This window comes from Rufibacter sp. LB8 (assembly GCF_014876185.1).
GTDB lineage: Bacteria > Bacteroidota > Bacteroidia > Cytophagales > Hymenobacteraceae > Nibribacter.
Genome location: NZ_JADALJ010000001.1, coordinates 3125774 through 3144887 on the forward strand (window position 1 = coordinate 3125774; position 19114 = coordinate 3144887).

General features: G+C 53.7%; 15 protein-coding genes. 1 reads left to right on the forward strand and 14 read right to left on the reverse strand.

Annotation, left to right across the window (positions count from 1 at the left end; all coding sequences use genetic code 11):
- Positions 1-5: 5 nt before the first annotated feature.
- The 4 genes from IMY23_RS13150 to IMY23_RS20345 form a co-directional block, all read right to left on the reverse strand.
- Positions 6-479 (reverse strand): 3'-5' exonuclease, encoded by a 474-nt coding sequence (locus IMY23_RS13150; protein WP_192822525.1) that lies wholly within the window; start codon positions 477-479, stop codon positions 6-8.
- Between the two features lie 626 nt (positions 480-1105).
- On the reverse strand, positions 1106-4051 hold the full coding sequence (locus tag IMY23_RS13155; RefSeq protein ID WP_192822526.1) for a S9 family peptidase: 2946 nt from the start codon (positions 4049-4051) through the stop codon (positions 1106-1108).
- Between the two features lie 693 nt (positions 4052-4744).
- Positions 4745-6454, reverse strand: a complete 1710-nt coding sequence (gene recJ, locus IMY23_RS13160) for a single-stranded-DNA-specific exonuclease RecJ (protein WP_192822527.1) — start codon at positions 6452-6454, stop codon at positions 4745-4747.
- A 291-nt stretch (positions 6455-6745) separates the two neighbouring features.
- Complete coding sequence (locus IMY23_RS20345) at positions 6746-6919, reverse strand: hypothetical protein (protein ID WP_370589851.1); 174 nt, start codon at positions 6917-6919, stop codon at positions 6746-6748.
- Between the two features lie 198 nt (positions 6920-7117).
- Here IMY23_RS20345 and IMY23_RS20350 point away from each other — a divergent pair, with 198 nt between their 5' ends.
- Positions 7118-7219 (forward strand): PH domain-containing protein, encoded by a 102-nt coding sequence (locus IMY23_RS20350; protein WP_370589909.1) that lies wholly within the window; start codon positions 7118-7120, stop codon positions 7217-7219.
- 84 nt (positions 7220-7303) lie between these two features.
- On the opposite strand, the gene IMY23_RS13170 is transcribed toward IMY23_RS20350, so the two are convergent.
- The 10 genes from IMY23_RS13170 to IMY23_RS13215 all read right to left on the reverse strand — a co-directional run bounded on the left by IMY23_RS13170 (position 7304) and on the right by IMY23_RS13215 (position 18975).
- Positions 7304-9115, reverse strand: coding sequence for a tetratricopeptide repeat protein (locus IMY23_RS13170; RefSeq protein ID WP_192822528.1), 1812 nt, complete (start codon positions 9113-9115; stop codon positions 7304-7306).
- A gap of 162 nt (positions 9116-9277) precedes the next feature.
- Positions 9278-11383 carry a peptidylprolyl isomerase gene (locus tag IMY23_RS13175; protein ID WP_192822529.1) on the reverse strand — a complete coding sequence of 702 codons (2106 nt, stop codon included), beginning with the start codon at positions 11381-11383 and terminating at the stop codon, positions 9278-9280.
- 407 nt (positions 11384-11790) lie between these two features.
- Entirely contained in the window at positions 11791-13065 is a 1275-nt protein-coding gene (locus IMY23_RS13180) for a hemolysin family protein (protein ID WP_192822530.1), read from the reverse strand.
- 3 nt (positions 13066-13068) lie between these two features.
- Positions 13069-13227 carry a hypothetical protein gene (locus tag IMY23_RS13185; protein ID WP_192822531.1) on the reverse strand — a complete coding sequence of 53 codons (159 nt, stop codon included), beginning with the start codon at positions 13225-13227 and terminating at the stop codon, positions 13069-13071.
- Positions 13224-13748: an LPS export ABC transporter periplasmic protein LptC gene (gene lptC, locus IMY23_RS13190; RefSeq protein ID WP_192822532.1), complete on the reverse strand. Its 525-nt coding sequence runs from the start codon at positions 13746-13748 to the stop codon at positions 13224-13226. Before lptC ends, IMY23_RS13185 begins: the two co-directional genes overlap by 4 nt.
- 253 nt (positions 13749-14001) lie before the next feature.
- Positions 14002-15321 carry a hypothetical protein gene (locus IMY23_RS13195; protein ID WP_192822533.1) on the reverse strand — a complete coding sequence of 440 codons (1320 nt, stop codon included), beginning with the start codon at positions 15319-15321 and terminating at the stop codon, positions 14002-14004.
- Positions 15314-16030, reverse strand: coding sequence for a type III pantothenate kinase (locus IMY23_RS13200; RefSeq protein WP_192822534.1), 717 nt, complete (start codon positions 16028-16030; stop codon positions 15314-15316). Before IMY23_RS13200 ends, IMY23_RS13195 begins: the two co-directional genes overlap by 8 nt.
- A gap of 15 nt (positions 16031-16045) precedes the next feature.
- Complete coding sequence (locus IMY23_RS13205) at positions 16046-17962, reverse strand: pseudouridine synthase (RefSeq protein ID WP_192822535.1); 1917 nt, start codon at positions 17960-17962, stop codon at positions 16046-16048.
- 57 nt (positions 17963-18019) lie between these two features.
- A complete protein-coding gene (scpB, locus tag IMY23_RS13210; protein WP_192822536.1) occupies positions 18020-18580 on the reverse strand; it encodes an SMC-Scp complex subunit ScpB in 561 nt (186 codons plus the stop codon).
- Positions 18581-18591: 11 nt separating this feature from the next.
- Positions 18592-18975, reverse strand: coding sequence for a TraR/DksA C4-type zinc finger protein (locus IMY23_RS13215; protein ID WP_192822537.1), 384 nt, complete (start codon positions 18973-18975; stop codon positions 18592-18594).
- Between the last annotated feature and the right edge of the window lie 139 nt (positions 18976-19114).

Below are 19114 nucleotides of genomic sequence, written 5' to 3' on the forward strand. Positions count from 1 at the left end.
TTTATCTATCTCTTCAAATACCTCAAATACAACTCCGCACATGCCATAGCGTCACTCAGCGCGTCATGGTGGTTCAATGTAATCTGGTGCTGCCTGCACAAGCTGGCCAAATCCCCTCCGTAAATCTTATAGGTGCATTTCTGCTCAAACCTAGGGGACGGCATTTGGTAATGCGCCAAGGTTTGCTGTAGGCAGCTGAAGTCGAAGGCTCCATTGTGGGCCACTACCGTCTGGCCGTGTATGTGGGGCTTTAACACTGACCAAACCTCTGCAAACGTGGGAGCCGTGCAGGTGCGTTCAGGTGTAATGCCATGTATCTCAATGTTCTTGTAGAAGTAATAGTTGTCCGGCGGATAAACCAATTGGTTGATAGTCTGCACCACCTCGCCCTGTTCTACCCGCACCAAGCCCACCTGACAGATGCTATGCCGCTTGCCTTGGGCGGTCTCAAAATCAATGGCTGTGAAAGACGCTCCCATTACATGGCTGGCTCGTGCTTGCCTTTGTTAGCTCCGTTCGGATGGCGACTACAGGAACCACTGGTTAGGCTAGAGATACTGGAAGACTTGGTGCCACAGAGCTTGCAGGTGTATTGAGACTTTTCGCTTCCCTCATACAGGGTATGTTTGCCTTTATTAGCTCCTAGCGGGTGCCTTGAACAGGAGCCAGATGTTAGACTTGAAACACTAGATGATTTTGTTCCGCAATATTTACAATAAAAATTTGGCATTCGATATGAAATAAAAGTCTGTGCCTACTCAAGTCAGTTTTCGGCTTCGCTGTTGTTGTGTTTTCAAAAGTATGGCCAGGGTATGCCAAAGTATGTCGCAGTGAAAAGAATTTGAAGTAAGCTGATAGAAGACTTTGTCTAGTTTCTTAAATATAAGGATATTTAGATATTCTTATGATGACTACTGATTAATATTTCTTCGTGCTATTACTTTAATCTTCTCTTGTTTTAGCCTCATTTCAGAAACAGAGCCTGAAAACGGGTTTCATTGTTATAGCACGTATTCATAAATCTACCACATGAAAAACGCCCGGCCTCTCCTAGGAGAAGCCGGGCGTTTTGGCGTCCATTTCCAGAATGGAGCCCGAAAACGGCTTAGCGCTGCGAAGCTGGCACCGTAGTGGGATTCGTAGTAGGATTGCCAGGTTGCTGCCCTGGGGCTGGCGTGGCGGTAGCCGGTTCCTCCAGCAGTTCAAGGCCGTATTCCTTGCCTTTGACTAAGTTGGGAACGCCTTTCTTCATCCAGGCGGGCTCGGGCGCGCCTTTCAGGTAATGGTCGAAGAACTGGCTCATGCGCACTGATAGGTCTTTGCGGTTTTTGCGTTGCATCAGGTTGTGGCCTTCGCCGTTGTAAACCACCATCCAGACGGGTTTGTTGAGCCTGCGCAGCGCCATGAACATTTCAATGCTCTGGTACCACGGAACGGCGCCGTCGTTGTCATTGTGCATCAGCATAAGTGGCGTCTCAATCTTAGGCGCATAGAACAGCGGCGAATTCTCAATGAACTGCATGGGTTTCTCCCACAGTGTACCGCCAATGCGGCTCTGCGTGCGCTCATACTGGAACTGACGGCTCATGCCGCTTTCCCACCTGATTCCGCCGTAGGCGCTGGTCATGTTGCTCACCGGCGCGCCTGCCATGGCCGCTTTGAACAGGTTGGTACGGGTCACCAAATAGGCCACTTGGTATCCGCCCCAGCTCTGCCCTTGAATAGCCATGTTCTTCTCGTCCACAAAACCCTTCGCCACCAAGGCCTGCACGCCGGGCACAATGCAGTTATAAGCGCTCTCGCCGGGGTAGCCGTCTTTGTACACAATGTCCGGTACAAACACCAGGTAACCCTGACTCACGAACAGCGCAATGTTGATGGTAGACGCGCTGGGCGCAGGCGCACGGTAATTATGCAGCGTTTCAGCGTTACGTTCATAAAAATACACCAGCATGGGGTACTTTTTCTTCGGGTCGAAATTCTCTGGTTTGAACAACAGCCCGTCCAACGGAATCCCGTCCGCCGATTTCCAGTCTACCTGCTCCACGCTTCCCCAGAGGTACTCACTCTGCTGTGGGTTGGCGTTGCTCACTTTCTGCGGAGACTCAAATTTGGTGTCGCTCACCCACACATCGCCGTACTCCTGAAACGTGCTTCTCCTGAAGATAACGCGGTCGCTGTTCCTGGCTTTGCGAACCCCGGAGTAATTGTAGGCTTCCATCAACACTTTCTGCGGCGCCCCCGAAGCGGTTACGTGGTCTGTGTAAAAGCCCGAGTTCTTGCTCTTCAAATCAAGGGTGCGCAGCATGATTCTTTCATCTACCGGAATCACGCGTTGGCTGGGTCGTAGGCTCATGTACCGGAACTGCAACTTGTTCTGCCGGCCGAAACCATCTGTGATGTTCACGGCAGCGTTTTTCCCGGTGGGATCCAGGCGCCAGATGTCATAGCGGTCATTCACCAGCAAATAGGCGTCATCTTTGGTCCAGCCGGTGAGGCCGTAATCATCTGGCAAAGAAGGCACATCGTTCTGCTCGTCATAGAACGGCACGCTCAGTTTCTTGGTAAGGTTGGTGGGCACGTTGGCTTTCACAGACATGGCTTTCCAGGAACTGTCCTGGGGCTCATACCAATACAAAAACTTCCCGGCCGGCGACAAACGCGGCGTGCCCCGGGTGTCTCTAATGGCCAGGCGCTTGCTGCCGTCTTTCAGGTCAATTAGCCACGCGTCTTGCCGTGATGGCGTGTCATAGCCCACGCTCAACAAGTAATTCACGTTGCTGATGCCCACGGCCACATCGGCGCTGCGGCCCGGGTTGAGGTAAATATCCGGGATTTCGGGCGAGGCCAGTTGTACCATTTTCTTGCCTTTCAGGTCATACACCGCCATGAACGACCGCTTCTGTTCGCGCTCCAGGCCTTTCAACTGCATAGGCTGAATCAAGGGGTCACGGTAGGTCCAGACATCCAGGTTTACTTTTTCCTCTTCCAGTTTAGTGGTGTCTTTCTCGTACTGCGTTGGCCTGGGGAACGTCCCGAAGAACAGGCGGTCGCCTTTATCATTGAAGCCCAGCTGCGCGTGTTCGCTCACCATCCAGCGGGCGGGCATGCCTTTGTAGGCGGTGTCAGCGAGCACCTTCGCGCTGCGGTCTTTGGTGGTCCAGTGGTAGAGTTGGAAGTACTTGAGGTCTTTGCTCGCGCTGTCTTTGCTAGCCACAAAGGCCAATTGTTCGCCAGAACGGTCCGTAGCCAGGTTTTTATAAACTTGCCGGCCGCTGTCAATAGACGTAGTGCTGCGCGAAGACGTGTTGAACGCCGACACACCCGCCTTGAGCGAGTCTTTGGCCGCCTGCACAAAGTACAGCAGGTTGCCTTTCTCCGCGAACAGATAATCGGTTACCCGGTCAAATTTGTATTCCTGGCCCGTGGGCAAATGCCGAAGCACCAGTTCTGTTGGGTCGGCTGCGCTGGCCCCGCCTCTGGCTCCAGCTCTAGCCGGTGGGGCAGCTGGCGTTGGTGTTGCCATTTTGGCTTTGGTGGTATCTCGGGCGGCTGGCTTGGCGCTGGCCAAAGGTGCCTCGCGGTGATAGGCCAGCCACTCGCCGTTTTGGGAGGGCAGCTTGAAGCTTTTCACCCGGGCCACGTGCTGCGTAGTGCCGTTCTCCAAGTTATGAATCGCCAGCGAGTCTTTCGGCATTTCTTCCGCTTTCTTTTTCTTCAGCTTGGCCTGGCGCACCACGGCGGCCTGCGGTTTCACCTGGAACACGGCAAACTGGTTATTGGCCGTAAACGCCTGCCGGTACCCGCGCGGGAACTGCTTGCTGCTGTTCTGGGTTAAATTGCGCAGGTGCAGCACCCCGTCGCAGTCCTGCGGGTTCACGGCATACAGCAGAAACTTCCCGTCATGGGAGAGCGAATCACCGTCCACGCTTTTCCAGAGGTCATAGACGTCATGCGTGAGGGGTTTCTTGGCGGGCGTCTGCTGCGCCTGTGCCGTGCCCATGGCCCCGGCGGTCAACAGCATCCCCACCAGCATAGGTATGGATTTCATAAAGTAGGTTGTTTGGTCGTTTGAGGCGAGTAAGATAGCAGATTCACGCCAGATTTGGGTAATGGTGCCGTTTGCATGCCCTTGGTTTTGTGATAGGAGTTGCGTTTTTGGCCTCGTTTCAGGAAATGAAGCCGAAAACGGAAATTCTGCTTAGGAAGGAAGGAAGGAAAACGCATTTCGTCCCCTTTGAAGACCCGGGATGGTTAATCTTGCAGATTGTAGAGACGCAATACTTTGCGTCTTAGTGCTATGGAACAAAACTGTTGCCATACGCGGGAGACGCAAAGTGTTGCGTCTCTACGAAGCATCTCGCCTGCCGCAAGTTTAGCGCTAGCGTAAATGCGGTGAAACACGTTGTAAGTATATACAGGTAGGTGAGTTGATAAACTCACTCAATGGGCAAGCCACAAGTTACGCTAACGCTAAACTTGCGGCAGATATAGCAGAGAAATGTTGAAGTCAGCAGAAGTAATTCATCCCCCTACCCCCTTCAAAGGGGGACGGAATGCGTGCAGATATGGCGTGGAAGTTACCTCCGTGTCTTTCGGCTACTTCTAAGAAATTCACGGAAGTAACTTCCGCGCCATAGAAGGGAAGTCCAACAGTAGAATTCAGCACATAAAAATCCCGTTTTCGGCTTCATTTCTGGAAACGGGGCCGGAAACGGGATTCAGGGAAATACCCAACAAGTATCTATTCCGCAAAGCGGATGTCTTTCACTCTTAGCTGCAGCGTAACGTTACCCCGGAACACATTTTCCTCCACGCAGTAGCAGACATCAAACGGAATGCCTTTGAGAATGCGCGGGTAATACTCGGCCATGCCGAAGGCGATGGCGTCAAAGGAGGTGTCGCCGTCTTGGGTGAGGCGGAGTTTGAGGTGGGCATCGCCTACTACGCGCGCCGAGCCGGTGTCATACACGCAGGTGCTCATGAACACGGGCGCCATGTTGCCCGGCCCGAACGGCTCCATCTGCTTGAGAATATTAAAGAACTTCTGGTTAATTTGGTTGAAGTCCAGCGTGGTGTCAATCTCTACCATGGGCACGCGCTGCTCCTCCAGAATGGTGCTGACCACAATCTGCTCAAACTTCTCCCGGAACGCGGGCACGTTTTCCACGGGCATGGTCAAACCCGCCGCGTACATATGGCCGCCAAACTGGTCCAGCAAGTCTGAACACGCCAGAATAGCCTGGTGCACATCAAACCCGTGTACGGAACGCGCCGAGCCCGTGGCTTTGCCGTTGGATTCGGTGAGGATGATGGTGGGGCGGTAATATTTCTCAATGCAACGGCTGGCCACAATGCCCACCACGCCTTTGTGCCAAGTTTCCTTGAACAAGACCGTGGAGCGGGCGCTGCGCAGGAAGTCATCGTCCTCAATCATCTGCAGGGCCTCTTTGGTGATGCTGGTGTCATGCCCGCGACGCTCTGAGTTGGAGACGTTGATGTTGGCCGCCAGGTTGAACGCATCATCCTTGGTCTTGGCCAACAACATAGCCACCGACCGTTTGGCATCGCCCATGCGGCCAGCGGCATTAATTCTTGGTGAGAACCCGAAGACGATTTGCGTGATGTCCAGCTCCTCTTTTAAGTCAGCTAATTCTTTGAGGGCTTGCAGACCGGGGCGCAACGGGGCTTTGTTCAGGCGTTGCAGGCCGTGGTAGGCCAAGATTCTGTTTTCGCCGGTGATGGGCACAATGTCGGCGGCAATGCTGATGACTACCAAGTCCAGCAGTTGAAAAAGTGGTTCCTGGTCAAAGCCCTGGTCCTGGCAGAAGGCCTGCATGAACTTGAAGCCCACGCCACAGCCGGCCAGTTCTTTGTACGGGTACGGACAATCCGCGCGTTTGGCGTCTAGCACCGCGACGGCCTCGGGCAATTGGTCATCTGGTAAGTGGTGGTCGCAGATGATGAAGTCAATGCCTTTCTGGTTGGCGTAGGCAATCTTGTCGATGGACTTCACGCCACAATCCAGGGAAATAATCAGGCTGTAGCCGTGTTCCTGGGCGTAGTCAATGCCGGTGAAGGACACGCCGTAGCCTTCGGCGTAACGGTCCGGGATGTAGTATTCAATTCGGTCTTGAAAGAACGGCTGCAGGAAGCTGTAGACCAACGCCACCGAAGTAGTGCCGTCCACGTCATAATCGCCGTAGATGATGATTTTCTCCTGCGCATGCAGGGCCTGCACCAGCCGCGCGACGGCCTTGTCCATGTCTTTGAGCAGGAAGGGGTCTGGCAAATCTGTTAAAGACGGCCTGAAAAACTCCTTGGCTTCCTCAAAGGTGCACACGCCCCGTTGGCAAAGAATGCTGGCCAGCGTTGGCCCAATGCTCAGGCTGTCTATTAAATTCTGTACTTTTGCGGCGTCCGGCGCTTCCTTTACTACCCATCGTTTCTGCATCGGCTCTGTGTTGCTGCGGTTTCATCTGTGAACGAGGCGCAAAAATACGAAATCTAGGACAGATGCGGGCACTCGTTTGGCAGCCTCTTCGTTTTCAAGAAATAATATCCGGCTCTCTTTACCGCACGCGCATGAAAAGACTGAAAGAAATTTACCACAAATACAAAGACTATGGCCTGGTAGACGGGCTTATGTACCTCTCCTTTTTTCTATTCCTGGCCATCTTGTTCATCTTCTTCCGGGATTAGCGTTTTCGGCTCCGTTTCTGGAAATGAGCCCGAAAACGTACTTTCACGTGGTGGAAATTAATATCTTGGGGTAGTTCATCTTTACCGCCATGGCGCCTGTCACGTTTACTTCCTCTAAAAGCTGGCTGATTACTTTGGTCATCTGGGGCACCTCTTTGCTGCTGGTGTTTGTATTTGTGCAAGATATGCTCACCGGTTCTTCTGTGGTAGGGAGCATTACCAAAGGCGTCTTCCTGTTTCTCACTATTGGCTTCCTGCTCTGGACCTGGTTCGGGACGTATTACCTTGTAGCGGGCAACCACCTTTCCTACCGCTGCGGCCCCCTGCACAGCCGAATCCCTATCCAAGACATCAGAAACAGCATGAACGGCTGTGGTCTGGCCTACGGCCGGCGCTGGGCTTTAATGGCCTGGTGGTGCATTTCGGCAAGTGGGACGAGGTTTACATTTCGCCGAGTAGGCAGCAGGAGTTTATTGAGAGGCTGAAGCAGGTGAATCCGGGGATTATGGTGAAGTAGAATAATAACTTCAGAAAATCTTATAGCCCTTTCCCTTTTTCGGCTCCGTTTCCAGAAACGAGCTCGAAAACGGAAATCCCTTCCCTATACTTTATCTCCCCTCAGCTTTCTTAACCGCTTGCGGGCCTCGGCCACGAAGACGCTGCCGGGGTGTTTGGTGAGGAGTTGGCTGTAGAGTTCCTGCGCTTTCTGGGGCTGCTTCAGGTTTTCCTCGTTCAGTTTGGCCAGCAGGTAGAGCGCGTCATCAGAGAGAATATCGGCTTTGGGGTGGTCCAGAATAAGCTGGAAGTTCTGCGCGGCTTCGTCAAAACGGCCCAGGGTTTGGAACAGTTCGGCTTTCTTGAAATAGATTTCGTCGGTGAGGCTGTGGCCGGGGTATTTTTTTAGGAGTTCATCTAGTGCCAGCAAGGCCTCAGGGTGCTGGTTTTTGAAGATGAGGAAATCTATGGCGGCGTACTCTTTGAGCGCAGCTGCTGTGGTGTCCAGGCCAGTGTTGTCAATAATCAATAAGCTCAGGCTGAGGGCGTCATTGGCAATCTCGCGGCTGGTGGCTAGTTTGAGGATGTCCAGGTGGCTCTGGGCCAGTTCGAATTCGCCTTTGTAATAGCTGAGGCGGGCGTTGCGGAGTTTGGCTTCGTGGCCCAGGGGCTGTTCTTTGTGCGTTTTCTCTACCTGGCTGTAGAGCAAAGTAGTTTCCCAGGGCTCGCCGCGCAGCAAGTACACATCAGCTAGGGCTAATTTGGCTTCGGCGACTACGTCTGGCTGGGCGCGGGGCATGGCAATGACGGCCTGCAGGTTTTGCATGGCGGTTTGCTGGTTGTCCAGGTAAAAGGCCTGCAGCTCGCCCAGGCTTTTGATGATGTTGGCCGTACGTTCAGAGCGGCCCAGTTCCTGCAGCAGGCTTTCATAGTCCTGGGCCAGCAGCTTCATTTTCTCTTTGTTCAGCGGGAACGTGTTCTTGACCTGCTCTTCGCGGGCCTGTATGATGCGGTGGCGGGCCACGGGGTAATACTCGCCGGTGCGGTATTGCTGCATCACGTAGGTATAACCGTCAATGGCGGTCTCAAAATCTTTGTTGCGCAGGCTGATGTCGGCGAGGGAAAGCACGCGGGCCCCGCCACCTTGGGTACGCCTATCCAACGCGCGGGCCTGTAAGAGCGCGGGCGCGAAGTCTTTGCGTTGCACCAATACCCAGATCAAAAGCTCCTGCACGGAGCTGGCGTCGGGGTCAGTTTGTACCTCGGTCATGAGGCGCTGTTCCAGCTTGTTGAGGGCTTCTTCTTCGCGGAGCGTGTTCTGTAGCAAGTTCTGGGCGTAAGTCAAAGGCACGGCGGTACTTTTCACCTGCTTCAGCACTTCGTCAATCAATTGATCATGCTTGCGCTGGTAGGCGTAGATCTGCAACAGCTGCCCGGCAAAGTTCTTTTCATTGCCAGACAGTTGCCGGGCACGCAGATACACCTGTTCCACGTAGTCAAACATTTCGGTCTGCTGGAACGCGTTGGCCACGCCGTACACATTCTCTGGGGTGGTAGACAGCACTACTTTGGCGTAGAGTTTCTCGGCGGCGGGGGCGTTGCCCGCGGCTTGGAGCACCTTGCCTTCATCTATGATATAGTTGGGCACGTTGGGGTATTTCTTCTGGGCGCGCTTCACCAGTTTTTCGGCTTCTTTGAAGTTGCGCAGCGCCAGCAGGGTCTTGAGGTAATCTGGGTACACCAAGCCAAACTGCACGTCTTGCTCCACCAGTTTGGCCAGCAGGGTTTCGGCTTTCTGGTAATCGCCTTGCCGCAGGTATTCTTTGGCCAGGGCCATCTGCTCCGGTACGCCCTGCGCCAGACTGGCCGTGAGACAGCCCGCGCATAAAAGCCAACAAATCAACAACCTTCTCATCATGACAGAACTGCTATGCCGTATTTTGGGTAACGTAAATTTCAGGTATTCAATATACGTTTATGAGCTCATTTTCAGAAATGAGCCCGAAAACAGTTTCCTCGGAAACAACAAGAGCCGCACTGTAGAAAGTGCGGCTCTCGCCTTTTTGTGTAGAATGGCTTCTTAGAAGAAACGAACGCGGTTGTCTTCTACCTTGGCGTTCTTTCTAACGGCCTCGTAGATGGCAGCCTGCACACGGCCTGATCTGATGTCCTGCACTTGCTTTTTGGCAGTGGCCAGGTCAGATACCGGCGGCGCGGGCGTGATGTTGGTCAATTCTACCACCACTACGCCACCTTCGCCGTCAATGGCGGGGGTGCGCTGGCCAGGCTTCAGACCGAACGCTCTGCCAATGGCCACTGGCTCCATGCCCATGCCGGGCACGTTGGCAGCCGCAAATGAAATGTCAGAGGCTGGGCGGGCAATGGCGTCTGGGCCGTACTTGGCGGCAGCCTGCCCCAAGGTACCGGAAATAGTACCCAGTTTCTCTTTGATTTTCTTCGCTTTCAATTCATTGCGCACGGCCATGGTGAGTTCATCACGCACGTCTTCCAGTTTAGCAGTGCCTTTCTCGCGCTTGTTGGTTAAAACGGCCACCACGTACTGGTCATCCATGGTGATCACATGTGACACATCGCCTACGTTGGTGTCTTCAGAGAAGGCCCAGCGCACCAGTTCTCTGGCGTTCTGCAGGTTGTTCACGCTGCGGCTGTCTGCGGTGATGTTCTTGGCTTCTGTTTTGCTCAGGCCTTTCTGCGCGGTGATGGTTTTCTCAAAGCTTTCCAGGTTATTGCTGTTAGAGGCAATTTCGCTGGCACGGCTGAAGGCAAACTCACGTGAGTTGTCACTTGGTGAGATGGTGCGGGTCACCTGGGCCACCTGGTAGGTTCTGGTAGTCTTAGGGTTGGTGATTTTGATGATGTGGTAACCATAGTCGGTCTCAACCAGGTTTGGCAGCAAGCCGGCGCTGGTGGCACCAAACACTGCTTTCTCAAACGCCGGTACCATGCGGCCTTCTGTAAACCAGCCCAGGTCACCGCCTACTGAGGCAGTTCCGTCTGTGCCGTGTTGCAGGGCCATCTGCGCGAAGTCAGCGCCGCCTCTGATCTGGGTTAAAATGCCCTGGGCTTTGGTTTTGGCCGCGGCTTTGGCTTCTGGGGTGGCGTTATCTGGCTTGATCAAGATGTGGCTGGCACGGGCAGAGGCGGCACCTCCGTCTTTGGTGCCGGTGATTTTGTAAAGGCTAAACGTACCGTTCTGCACAAACGGACCGTACACTTTGCCCATCTCCAGGCTTTGCTTTTTCAGGTCTTCAGGCAAATCACTCACGGGTACATAGGCGCCGTTGTAAGGCGTGTCAGACTCAGCTTTCACAAACAGAGAATCATTCTGGGTGGTGGCGAAATCAGACGTAAGGGCGGCGGTGCTCTGCTGGTACGCGGTGCTGTCTTCTTTAGACGGGGCCACCGGCACAGTTACGTACGTAATAGAACGGCCGGCCTCCACCTCAAACTTCTTCTTGTTGTTGTTCAGGTATTGGCTCAGCTGGTCATCAGTTACCTTAATGGTAGAGTCTGCAATACTGAAATACGGGATGAACAGGTAGTTGATGCTGGCTTTGGCGTTCTGCTCAGTGTTGTAACGCTTGGCTTCTTCGGTGGTCACGTAGTTAGAGAACGTGAACAGGTTATAGTATTTGTTCCGAAGGCGGTCTTGCGCCAAATCTTCCTCGTACTTGCGCCAGGCGTTCCGTTGCTCCTCGGGCAGGTTGCCCAGGTTGGCCAACGTCTGCTTCACTTGGGCCACGTCAAACTGACCGGTCTGCGGGTTGGTGAACATCTGCTTGAGGGCGGGGTGCACGTTGCGGCCCTGTACCATGTCAAAGCGCTCATCGTCTGAAATACCCAAACCGGCTTCCTCAAACTCATCAGCGAAGGCGTATTTGAACACCAACTGGTTCCAGGTCTGCTCGCGCAAAGAAGCCATCTCGGCCTCACCCGGCTGACGGCCATACTGCGAGGCGTAATTGTTTCTGGCTTCGTCAAACAAGGCTTCAAACTCCTGCACAGACACTTCATGCCCGGCAATCTCCCCTACTGTGGTGTTGTTTCCGAACAGGTTGGAGTTAGGCCCCAACAAATCTCCCAACACAATGAAAATGAGCAAGCCGATGGCGATTGCACCTATAGCAAAGCCTGACCTCTCCCGAATCTTGTTAATTAATGCCATGTATGTAGTAAACGTATTTTATGCGGTATGCAAAATAATCTGAATATGTGGTAAAATCAAAATATAAGTGGGTATGAACCAGTTTAAACTTCAGGTTTTTGCGTGGAGTGGCTTTAACTGGTTCCTGCCTCTGCTTTTGGCATGACATCATGGGCTGCCACAAGCCTTAGAAATAACAGTTGTTGTATAAAATGTATGATGGTTGGGAGAAAGCCTTTTGTTGAGACGCAATACCTTGCGCTTGGCGTTCCCAATCGTTCCATAGAGCCAAAACGCAAGGTTTTGCGCCTCAACAGTGGCGGCATCAGACATTTTATACTACTGCCAAAACAACTTTGGCCGAATTCCGTGCTGGCAGTTTTCGCGTTTCAACTTGACATTTAAGTAAGTGTTGAAGAGCGAATTTATTATTCCTCAGAAGCCGACTGGCGCAGACCCAGGAACACGGTGTTGATGCGGTGCTCATCCATTGACAGAATCCTGATCTCAAACGGCGGCACGGCCACCACGTCTCCGGTTGCCGGAATCTCCTCCAGCACCGACAAGATAAAGCCGCCCAACGTTTCATAGTCGCCTTCTGGCAAATTGAGCTGGTATTTCTCATTGAGGTAGTCAATCTCCTGGCGGGCGCTGAAGAGGTAAGTGCCGGGCTCGGGCAAAGCCTGCTCCAGCAAATCTTCCTCATCATACTCATCATTAATGTCGCCCAGAATCTCTTCCATCACGTCTTCCAGGGTCACAATGCCGGAGGTGCCGCCAAATTCGTCCAGGACCAGGACAATGCTGCGGTGCTCGGTGATGAACTTCACGAAGAGCTCGCGGGCCAGCATGTTCTCGGGCACGGCCTCCATGGGTGTGAGAATGTCTTGCAGGCTGGTGGGGCTGCTGAACAGGGCAAACTGGTGGCAGTAGCCCAGAATGTGGTCTATGGAGTCTTGGTAAATCAGGATTTTGGAGTGGCCGGTGTCAATGAACGCCTGCCGGAGCACGTCTACGCCTTCCTCCAGTTCAATGGCGTCAATCTCGGTGCGGGGCACCATGCACTCGCGCACTTTCACGTTCCGGAACTCCAGGGCGTTGTTGAAAATCTTGCTGTCCACCTCATTGGAAGGCACAAAAGAAAGTTCGGCTTCCTCGGGACTCTGCACTTTCACGGCAAAGGGCTGCAAAGTGAGGGCGTTCATGGCGGGCTGTAGTTCGTTTTCAGGCTCATTTTCAGAAATGAGGCCAAAAACGGAAGTCACCAGATACGTGAGCGGGTAAAAGACCACTACAAAGAAGGCCAAAGGCGCAGCCACCAGACGCAGCAAGCCGGCCGGAGCCACAAAAGCCGCCAGCAAGCCCACGCTCAGTTGTACCAACCACGTGATAAGAATGGCAGAAAGCCCGGCCAGCAGCATGGCCGCCAGCCCTATGAGCTGCAGTTGGCTGTGCAACACCTGGTAGAGCAACCCAAAGGCACCCATGGCCAGCAGCAGAAGCCCCAGCACGGTGCCCAGGTGTGCGGTGAGCAAGGTGCTTTTCTCGCGTTTCACCAGAAAAGAGTCAAAGCCCTGGTTGTCCAGCACCTCCAGCTTGACCAGTTCACGGGCCACCTGCCGGAGCGCCACTTCGCCCAGGGTGAACAGCGCCAGCAGCACCGCCCCCACAGCCAGCAGAATATAATAGGCAGACAGCTCCATTCTTTATGGTTTCCCTTTGCTCATACGAAACAGCATGAGAAAGATAACAGACAGCATGAAAATCCAGTAGTTGGGCAGAATACCGTCTATGGTGGACCGGTGAATGCCAATGACCAGCGTGACCACCATCAAGGCCATGTAGATTGTCTGTTTCAGGCTCATTGCTTTATTCTGAAAGAACCAGAGAAATTGGTCAATTTGTAATTAGAGAAATCTTCATTAGAGGTGAGGCCGTGGCCGGTCACTACTTCCTCAGCGCTGGTGATGCGCACAAACTTGTCTGTGAAAATCTGGCGGCGCTGCCGGTTCCAGTACAGTTCCTCGGTGTTGAGCTGTTCGTTTTTCACGGTGTTCTTGACCACTACGTCATTCTTCACGAAGTACTGGTCGTCTTTCTTGTTGTACTTGCCGTATTTGGCCGTGACCGTGGTGGTGGGCTGCCCGTTCTCATAGAACGTGATGAACATGCCTTTGGGGTAGAGAATGTCGCCGTTCTGCATGTCCTGTTGCAGCGGGGCGTTCATCTTGAGCTTGGTCTTGGCCGAGTCACTGTAAATGGTCTCCACGTTCACCGTCTCAGACGCCGGGCCTTTGTACTCGATGATCTTCACTTCCTTCTCTGCCTCCTGGCACCCTACGGCCATTGCCGCGCAGGCCATGGCAAAAGAAAGGAAAAGGCGCATGTTCATAGCAAAAACTACCTTGTTATAAATGCGGAAGATACCAACCCAACAGACGCGTGATCTATTATGCTGGTATCTGCCTTGATTTTTTATGGGTCCGCCAGTGAGTGGGTTTTCCCGGAGGAAATTTTTCCTGTCTCACCGGTGCATTCTGCCGCTTGTCTGGTTTTCCGTTTTCGGGCTCATTTCTGGAAATGAAGCCAAAAACAGAACTTCACCTCAGGAATAAAACCGCAGCAGACACGCTTAAACGTTAGTCAAACCGTCGCTTGATGAACCAGCGGTTGTTGAAGGTCACGCCAATGTTCACTCTAAAGTACTGCTCTTTGATGCCCGTGCCCGGCGCCTCTTGCATGCCTAGCGCAAAGCTGGTGTTCAACACGGCCTGCGTGTAATCTGGCGGACGAACCCCTCTGCCCACCGGGAACGAGAATCCCCACGTAACTCCCATGTTGTTGACTTCCTGGATGTTGCTGGCCGCCATAATCTCTGAACTGCCGTAATAACCGCCAAAACGGTACGTAATGCGTTTCATGTACGAGCTCACCGAGGCCGGATCTGGCGTGAACTCGGTGCCTACGCCAATGCGATAGCTGTCTCCCAGTTCCTGCGGACCGGCACCTTTCTCGCGGCTAAAGCCCCTGAAATCTGAACCCGTAGACGCGGTGTAGTCCAGGCCCATGCTCCAGCTTTTGTTGTTGTCAATGCCTAAACCAACTTGAAAGGTCTGCGGAATGGTGGAATAGCCTTCGGTGCTGTCTGTCACAATGCTGGAAATCAGGAAATCGTCCAGCATTCGGCGCTCCAGGCTGGCCTGGTAGTCGGCGCTGAGGTTGGCTTTGGCGGCGTAGGTGGCCCCCAGGCCCATGCTCAACTTCTCATTCAGTTTCTTTCTGTAGTGCAGACCGCCTTTAAAGGCCAGACCGGCGTATTTTTCGGCAGTGTGCACCACTGCTTTCTGCGGTGCGGTGGCTTTGTCTGTGGTGTCTACCAACACAGAGGTGGCCTCACGGTCAATAGTCCCGAACAGATAGGAAGCGGTCACCCCGGCAGTTAAACCGTTGGCAATTCTAACACCGTGCGAGAAAAAGACTTCGCTCAACCCACCGGTGCCTTTGTACTCCCGCAGAATGTTCACGTTCTTGCCATCTACCAATAGTGGCTCACTTAGGTAGGTCAGGTAATTGACCCGGCTGTAAGGCTTCAACCCAAAAGAGGTAGTCCAGCTGCGCGACAAGGGAATGGAAAAAGAAAGGTGGCCCAGGCTTCCGCTGCCGTCAATCTGGGAGGTTTGGCGGTTAGAGATTTTTTTCAGCTCTGTGGCCACGGCGGCCTCAAACGTTACCAGGTTGTTGTAGAACAAAAGGGCCGGGTTCTGGTCATTGAGCAATTGCCCGTTGGCCGTGCCCACGCCGGCATAGCCCATGCCCGCGCTCCTGATGCTTGTTGTTCCTGACACCATATCGCCCACACCAAAGCGGGAATAGGGTGAGTTTGAGAGCTGTTGCGCCTGTACTTGAACCCCAATGATAGACAAAGAGAGAAGAAACAGAGCGCGGAAAGGCTTATACATTATACTCAAGTATTCGGTTTAACCCGATTAAAACCAATTCGGGAATGACAAAGATGCGTGCTTTTACTGTACTTTCAAAAAACGGGGCATCGCCGCCGCACAGAAGGACGGTCAATGGGTTGTACTGCCGCCCATAATACTGAATCATGCCTTCGGCCTCTGCCACTGCCCCGTACAAGACACCGCCTGTTATAGCTTCTGCCGTGGTTTTGCCTGGTCTAGGCGGCAACGCAGTACCCGAAAGTTCCGGCAGTTTGCCCGTGAACGCGTGCAAAGCATGGTACCGCATGGTAAGCCCCAGTGAGATGTTGCCTCCCTGGAACGTGCCATCGGCGGTCAGCAAATCATAGGTAATGCAGGTACCCGCGTCTATGACCAGGCAATGTCGCTCCGGGAACAAATGGTACGCTCCCACGGCGGCAGCCAGCCGGTCAACGCCCAGCGTGTGCGGCGTACCGTAGTTGTTCTGAATGGGCACCGGCGTTTGGGCAGTGAACACTACCTGTTTGCCCTTTACCTCTACAAAACTACCAAGGTCTGCTTCTTCTGCACTGACGGATGAAAGTATAGCATGCTGAATCTGCTCATGGGCTAGTTCTTTGCTGAGTTCAGCAAAAGTTTGGCAAGTAAACTGCCGCAGCAAGTGGCCTTCCTGGAAAAGGCCAACCTTAATGCGTGAGTTTCCTCTGTCTATGACCAGATTCAGCATACTGTGAACGAGAAATTACATGAAGTATTTCAGGCGCACCACTTCTTTTTCTGACAAAAAGCGCCAGTTGCCGCGTGGCAGGTCTTTTTTGGTGAGGCCCGCATATTGCACACGGTCCAGGGTGACTACGTCATAGCCCAGGTGTTCAAAAATGCGGCGCACAATGCGGTTCCGGCCAATATGGATTTCCACGCCCAGGAACTTGTTGCTGTCGCCTAACAAAGCCACTTCATCCACTTCGGCTTTGCCGTCTTCCAGCATCAAGCCTTCCTGAATTTTCTTTACGTCATCTTGCGTGATGGGCTTGTCCAGCTCCACCTGGTAGATTTTGGAAATCTTGTTAGACGGGTGCGTGAGTTTCTGGGCCAGTTCGCCGTCATTGGTGAACAGCAGCAGACCGGTGGTGTTTCTGTCTAAGCGGCCCACGGGGAACATGCGTTCTTTGGAGGCGTTCTTGATCAGGTCCATCACGGTTTTGCGGCCTTCCGGGTCTTCTGTGGTGGTGATGAAATCTTTGGGCTTGTTCAAGAGCACGTACACCGTTTTCTCACGGTTCAGCTTTTTGCGGCCGTACGTTACGGTGTCATTAGGACCAACGCGGTAACCCATTTCTGTCACCACTTCGCCGTTTACTTTGATCTCACCGGCGGCAATCAGTTCATCGGCCTCACGGCGAGAGCAGATACCAGCGTTGGCAATGTAACGGTTAAGCCTGAAGTCTTGTGCGTTATACGTTTCGTCGCGTTGCTTGCGGCGTTCTTCGTAGCGCTTTAAGTTATAGAAAGGCGCTTCTTTGGTTTCCTCGTCCGAAGGACGGCTGCGGTCATCGCGGCCACGGCCGGCGCCTCTGTCTGCGCCACGGTCATTGCGCTCTGGGCGGCTACCGCGATCAAATTTATTGTCACGGCTCTGGAACGATGGACGGTCACCGCCACGGTTTTCACGTGGAGCATTGCGGTCAAACGGACGGTCTCCCCGGTTTTCACGCGGGGCGCTGCGGTCGAAGGCAGGCCGGTCGTCACGGTTTTCACGGGGTGCGCTGCGGTCAAACGGTTTGTCCCCAGCTTTGTGCGGTGGGCGGTCATTTCCGTTTTCGGCCTCATTTCTGGAATCGGAGCCAAAATCGCGCGGCGCGCGGTCTGGTCTGTCTTCAGAACGTTGGAACGCACGGCCTTCCGGACGCTCACTCCCGCGGTTAAAGCTGCCGCGTTCTTCTCTGTCACCGGCTGGTCTTTCTCTGCGGTCGTCACGGTTGAAGCTGCCACGGTCAGGTCTGTCATTTGAGAAACCACCTTCACGGCGGTCACCGTCCCGGTTGTCTCTGCGGTCATCGCGGCCAGCGCCAAACGCCGGACGGTCACTGCCTCTGCGGTCTCCACCACGGCTGTCGCGGTCGCCCCCAAAAGAACGGCGTTCGCCACGGTCTCCGCCGTCACGGGCGGGGCCACGGCTACCTTCGCGGCGGTCCTGGAAAGAACCACTTCCGCGGCTATCTCTGCTGTCTCTATCTGGTCTGTTGTAGCCACCTTCTCTGTCTGAAGAAGAACGGCGGTTGTCTGGCCGGTCTCCGTCGCGGCGCGGCGGACGATCTCCAAACGCAGGACGGTCATTGTTACCACGGTCTGGGCGCTCAAACCCGCGGGCGGGCCGGAAATCACCCGGACGGCGGTCGTTTTCCCGTTTAGGGGCGCGCTCACGGTCTTCGCGGCGGCTGTTCACGCTGCCGTCTGTGTCATCTGGGCGCGGGGCGCGCGGACGATCTCCAAAAGAAGGGCGGTCTGTGTTTCTGTCTCGTGGGCCTCGGCTGCCTTCGCGGTTGCCGCCTTCTGGGCGGTCAAAGCGGGTGCCTCTGCCAAATACTTTTTTGTCGCCTCCTCGGTTTTCCCGGGGGCGTTCGTTGCCTTCTTGCGGCGTGTCTTCGTTTCTAGCCATGGTATTGTGAAAATTGCAGTATCGCTACTGTATAAAAGAAGTGATGTGTTGAATTACTTAAAGAGCGGCTTCGCCGATGGTGTTCTCCTCAGGCGCCAAGTCTCTGAGCTGCGGAAGGTCTTTGAGATGGTTGAGCCCGAAGTGCTCCATGAATTTCTGGCTGGTGCCAAATAAAACAGGCCGCCCAATGGTGTTGGCTTTGCCTTTGATTTCCAGCAGGCCTTTCTCCAGCAACCGCTGAATGGCGTAGTCACAGCTTACGCCCCTGATCTGCTCAATCTGGGAACGGGTAATGGGTTGTTTGTAAGCAATAATGGCCAGGGTCTCCAGCGCCGAGGCCGATAGTTTCTTTTTAGACTTGTGCTTGAGCAAAATGCTCACTGAGTCTTGGTACGCTGGTTTGGTCAAGAACTGATACCCGCCGCCAATGGCGTAAATCTGAAACGCGAAGGCGTCTGTAGAGAATTGAGCATTCAACTGCTCAATTCCCTCCAGTACGTCTGGCACGCTCACCTCCAGCACCAGGGCTTCAGAAAGGCATTTCTGCAATTCCTCAATAGACACCGGCGAGGTGGCGCAAAAGATAAGCGCCTGCAAATGGTTCAGTAACAGGTTCAAACAGGTCTCTTTTAGTCGTTGCGGTTCATTTTGGCCTCAATGGTGTGCTGCGTGTGCGGCACGGCCTTTAAACGCTCCTTGGGTATTAATTTCCCAGATTTAATGCACACGCCGTAGCTGCCGTTCTTGATTCTGATAAGGGCGTTCTCCAACTGCTGAATGAACTTGAGCTGGCGCGACGCCAATTGGTTCAAGCTCTCTTTCTCCTGGGTATCTGCGCCGTCTTCCAGCACTTTGGCGGTGGAGGCGGTGTTGTCAGTGCCAGCATCATTACGACGGCTCAGGGTCTCCTTGATAAAGGCTACCTCTTTGCGCGCATTATGTAGTTTCTCAATGATTATTTCTTGGAATTCGTTCAACTCCTCTTGGGAATACCGTTGTTTTTCTTCACTCATGGCTGTACGGTTAGTAACGGGTTTGTCTAGTTTGTTTTTGTTGCTTGTGCGGTTGTGCTTACTGCCAGCGTGCCGCATTTGTTGCGGTACTCAGGGTTCTGCCAGCGCACAGCGTGGTTTGGTTTAGGTCTTGGTTAGC

Excerpts from the sequence above, each read along its gene's own strand:
- IMY23_RS13150 (WP_192822525.1), bottom strand. The coding sequence starts at position 479 with ATGGGAGCGTCTTTCACAGCCATTGATTTTGAGACCGCCCAAGGCAAG.
- IMY23_RS13155 (WP_192822526.1), bottom strand. The coding sequence starts at position 4,051 with ATGAAATCCATACCTATGCTGGTGGGGATGCTGTTGACCGCCGGGGCC.
- recJ (WP_192822527.1), bottom strand. The coding sequence starts at position 6,454 with ATGCAGAAACGATGGGTAGTAAAGGAAGCGCCGGACGCCGCAAAAGTA.
- IMY23_RS20345 (WP_370589851.1), bottom strand. The coding sequence starts at position 6,919 with ATGCTCCCTACCACAGAAGAACCGGTGAGCATATCTTGCACAAATACA.
- IMY23_RS13170 (WP_192822528.1), bottom strand. The coding sequence starts at position 9,115 with ATGATGAGAAGGTTGTTGATTTGTTGGCTTTTATGCGCGGGCTGTCTC.
- IMY23_RS13175 (WP_192822529.1), bottom strand. The coding sequence starts at position 11,383 with ATGGCATTAATTAACAAGATTCGGGAGAGGTCAGGCTTTGCTATAGGT.
- IMY23_RS13180 (WP_192822530.1), bottom strand. The coding sequence starts at position 13,065 with ATGGAGCTGTCTGCCTATTATATTCTGCTGGCTGTGGGGGCGGTGCTG.
- IMY23_RS13185 (WP_192822531.1), bottom strand. The coding sequence starts at position 13,227 with ATGAGCCTGAAACAGACAATCTACATGGCCTTGATGGTGGTCACGCTG.
- lptC (WP_192822532.1), bottom strand. The coding sequence starts at position 13,748 with ATGCGCCTTTTCCTTTCTTTTGCCATGGCCTGCGCGGCAATGGCCGTA.
- IMY23_RS13195 (WP_192822533.1), bottom strand. The coding sequence starts at position 15,321 with ATGTATAAGCCTTTCCGCGCTCTGTTTCTTCTCTCTTTGTCTATCATT.
- IMY23_RS13200 (WP_192822534.1), bottom strand. The coding sequence starts at position 16,030 with ATGCTGAATCTGGTCATAGACAGAGGAAACTCACGCATTAAGGTTGGC.
- IMY23_RS13205 (WP_192822535.1), bottom strand. The coding sequence starts at position 17,962 with ATGGCTAGAAACGAAGACACGCCGCAAGAAGGCAACGAACGCCCCCGG.
- IMY23_RS13215 (WP_192822537.1), bottom strand. The coding sequence starts at position 18,975 with ATGAGTGAAGAAAAACAACGGTATTCCCAAGAGGAGTTGAACGAATTC.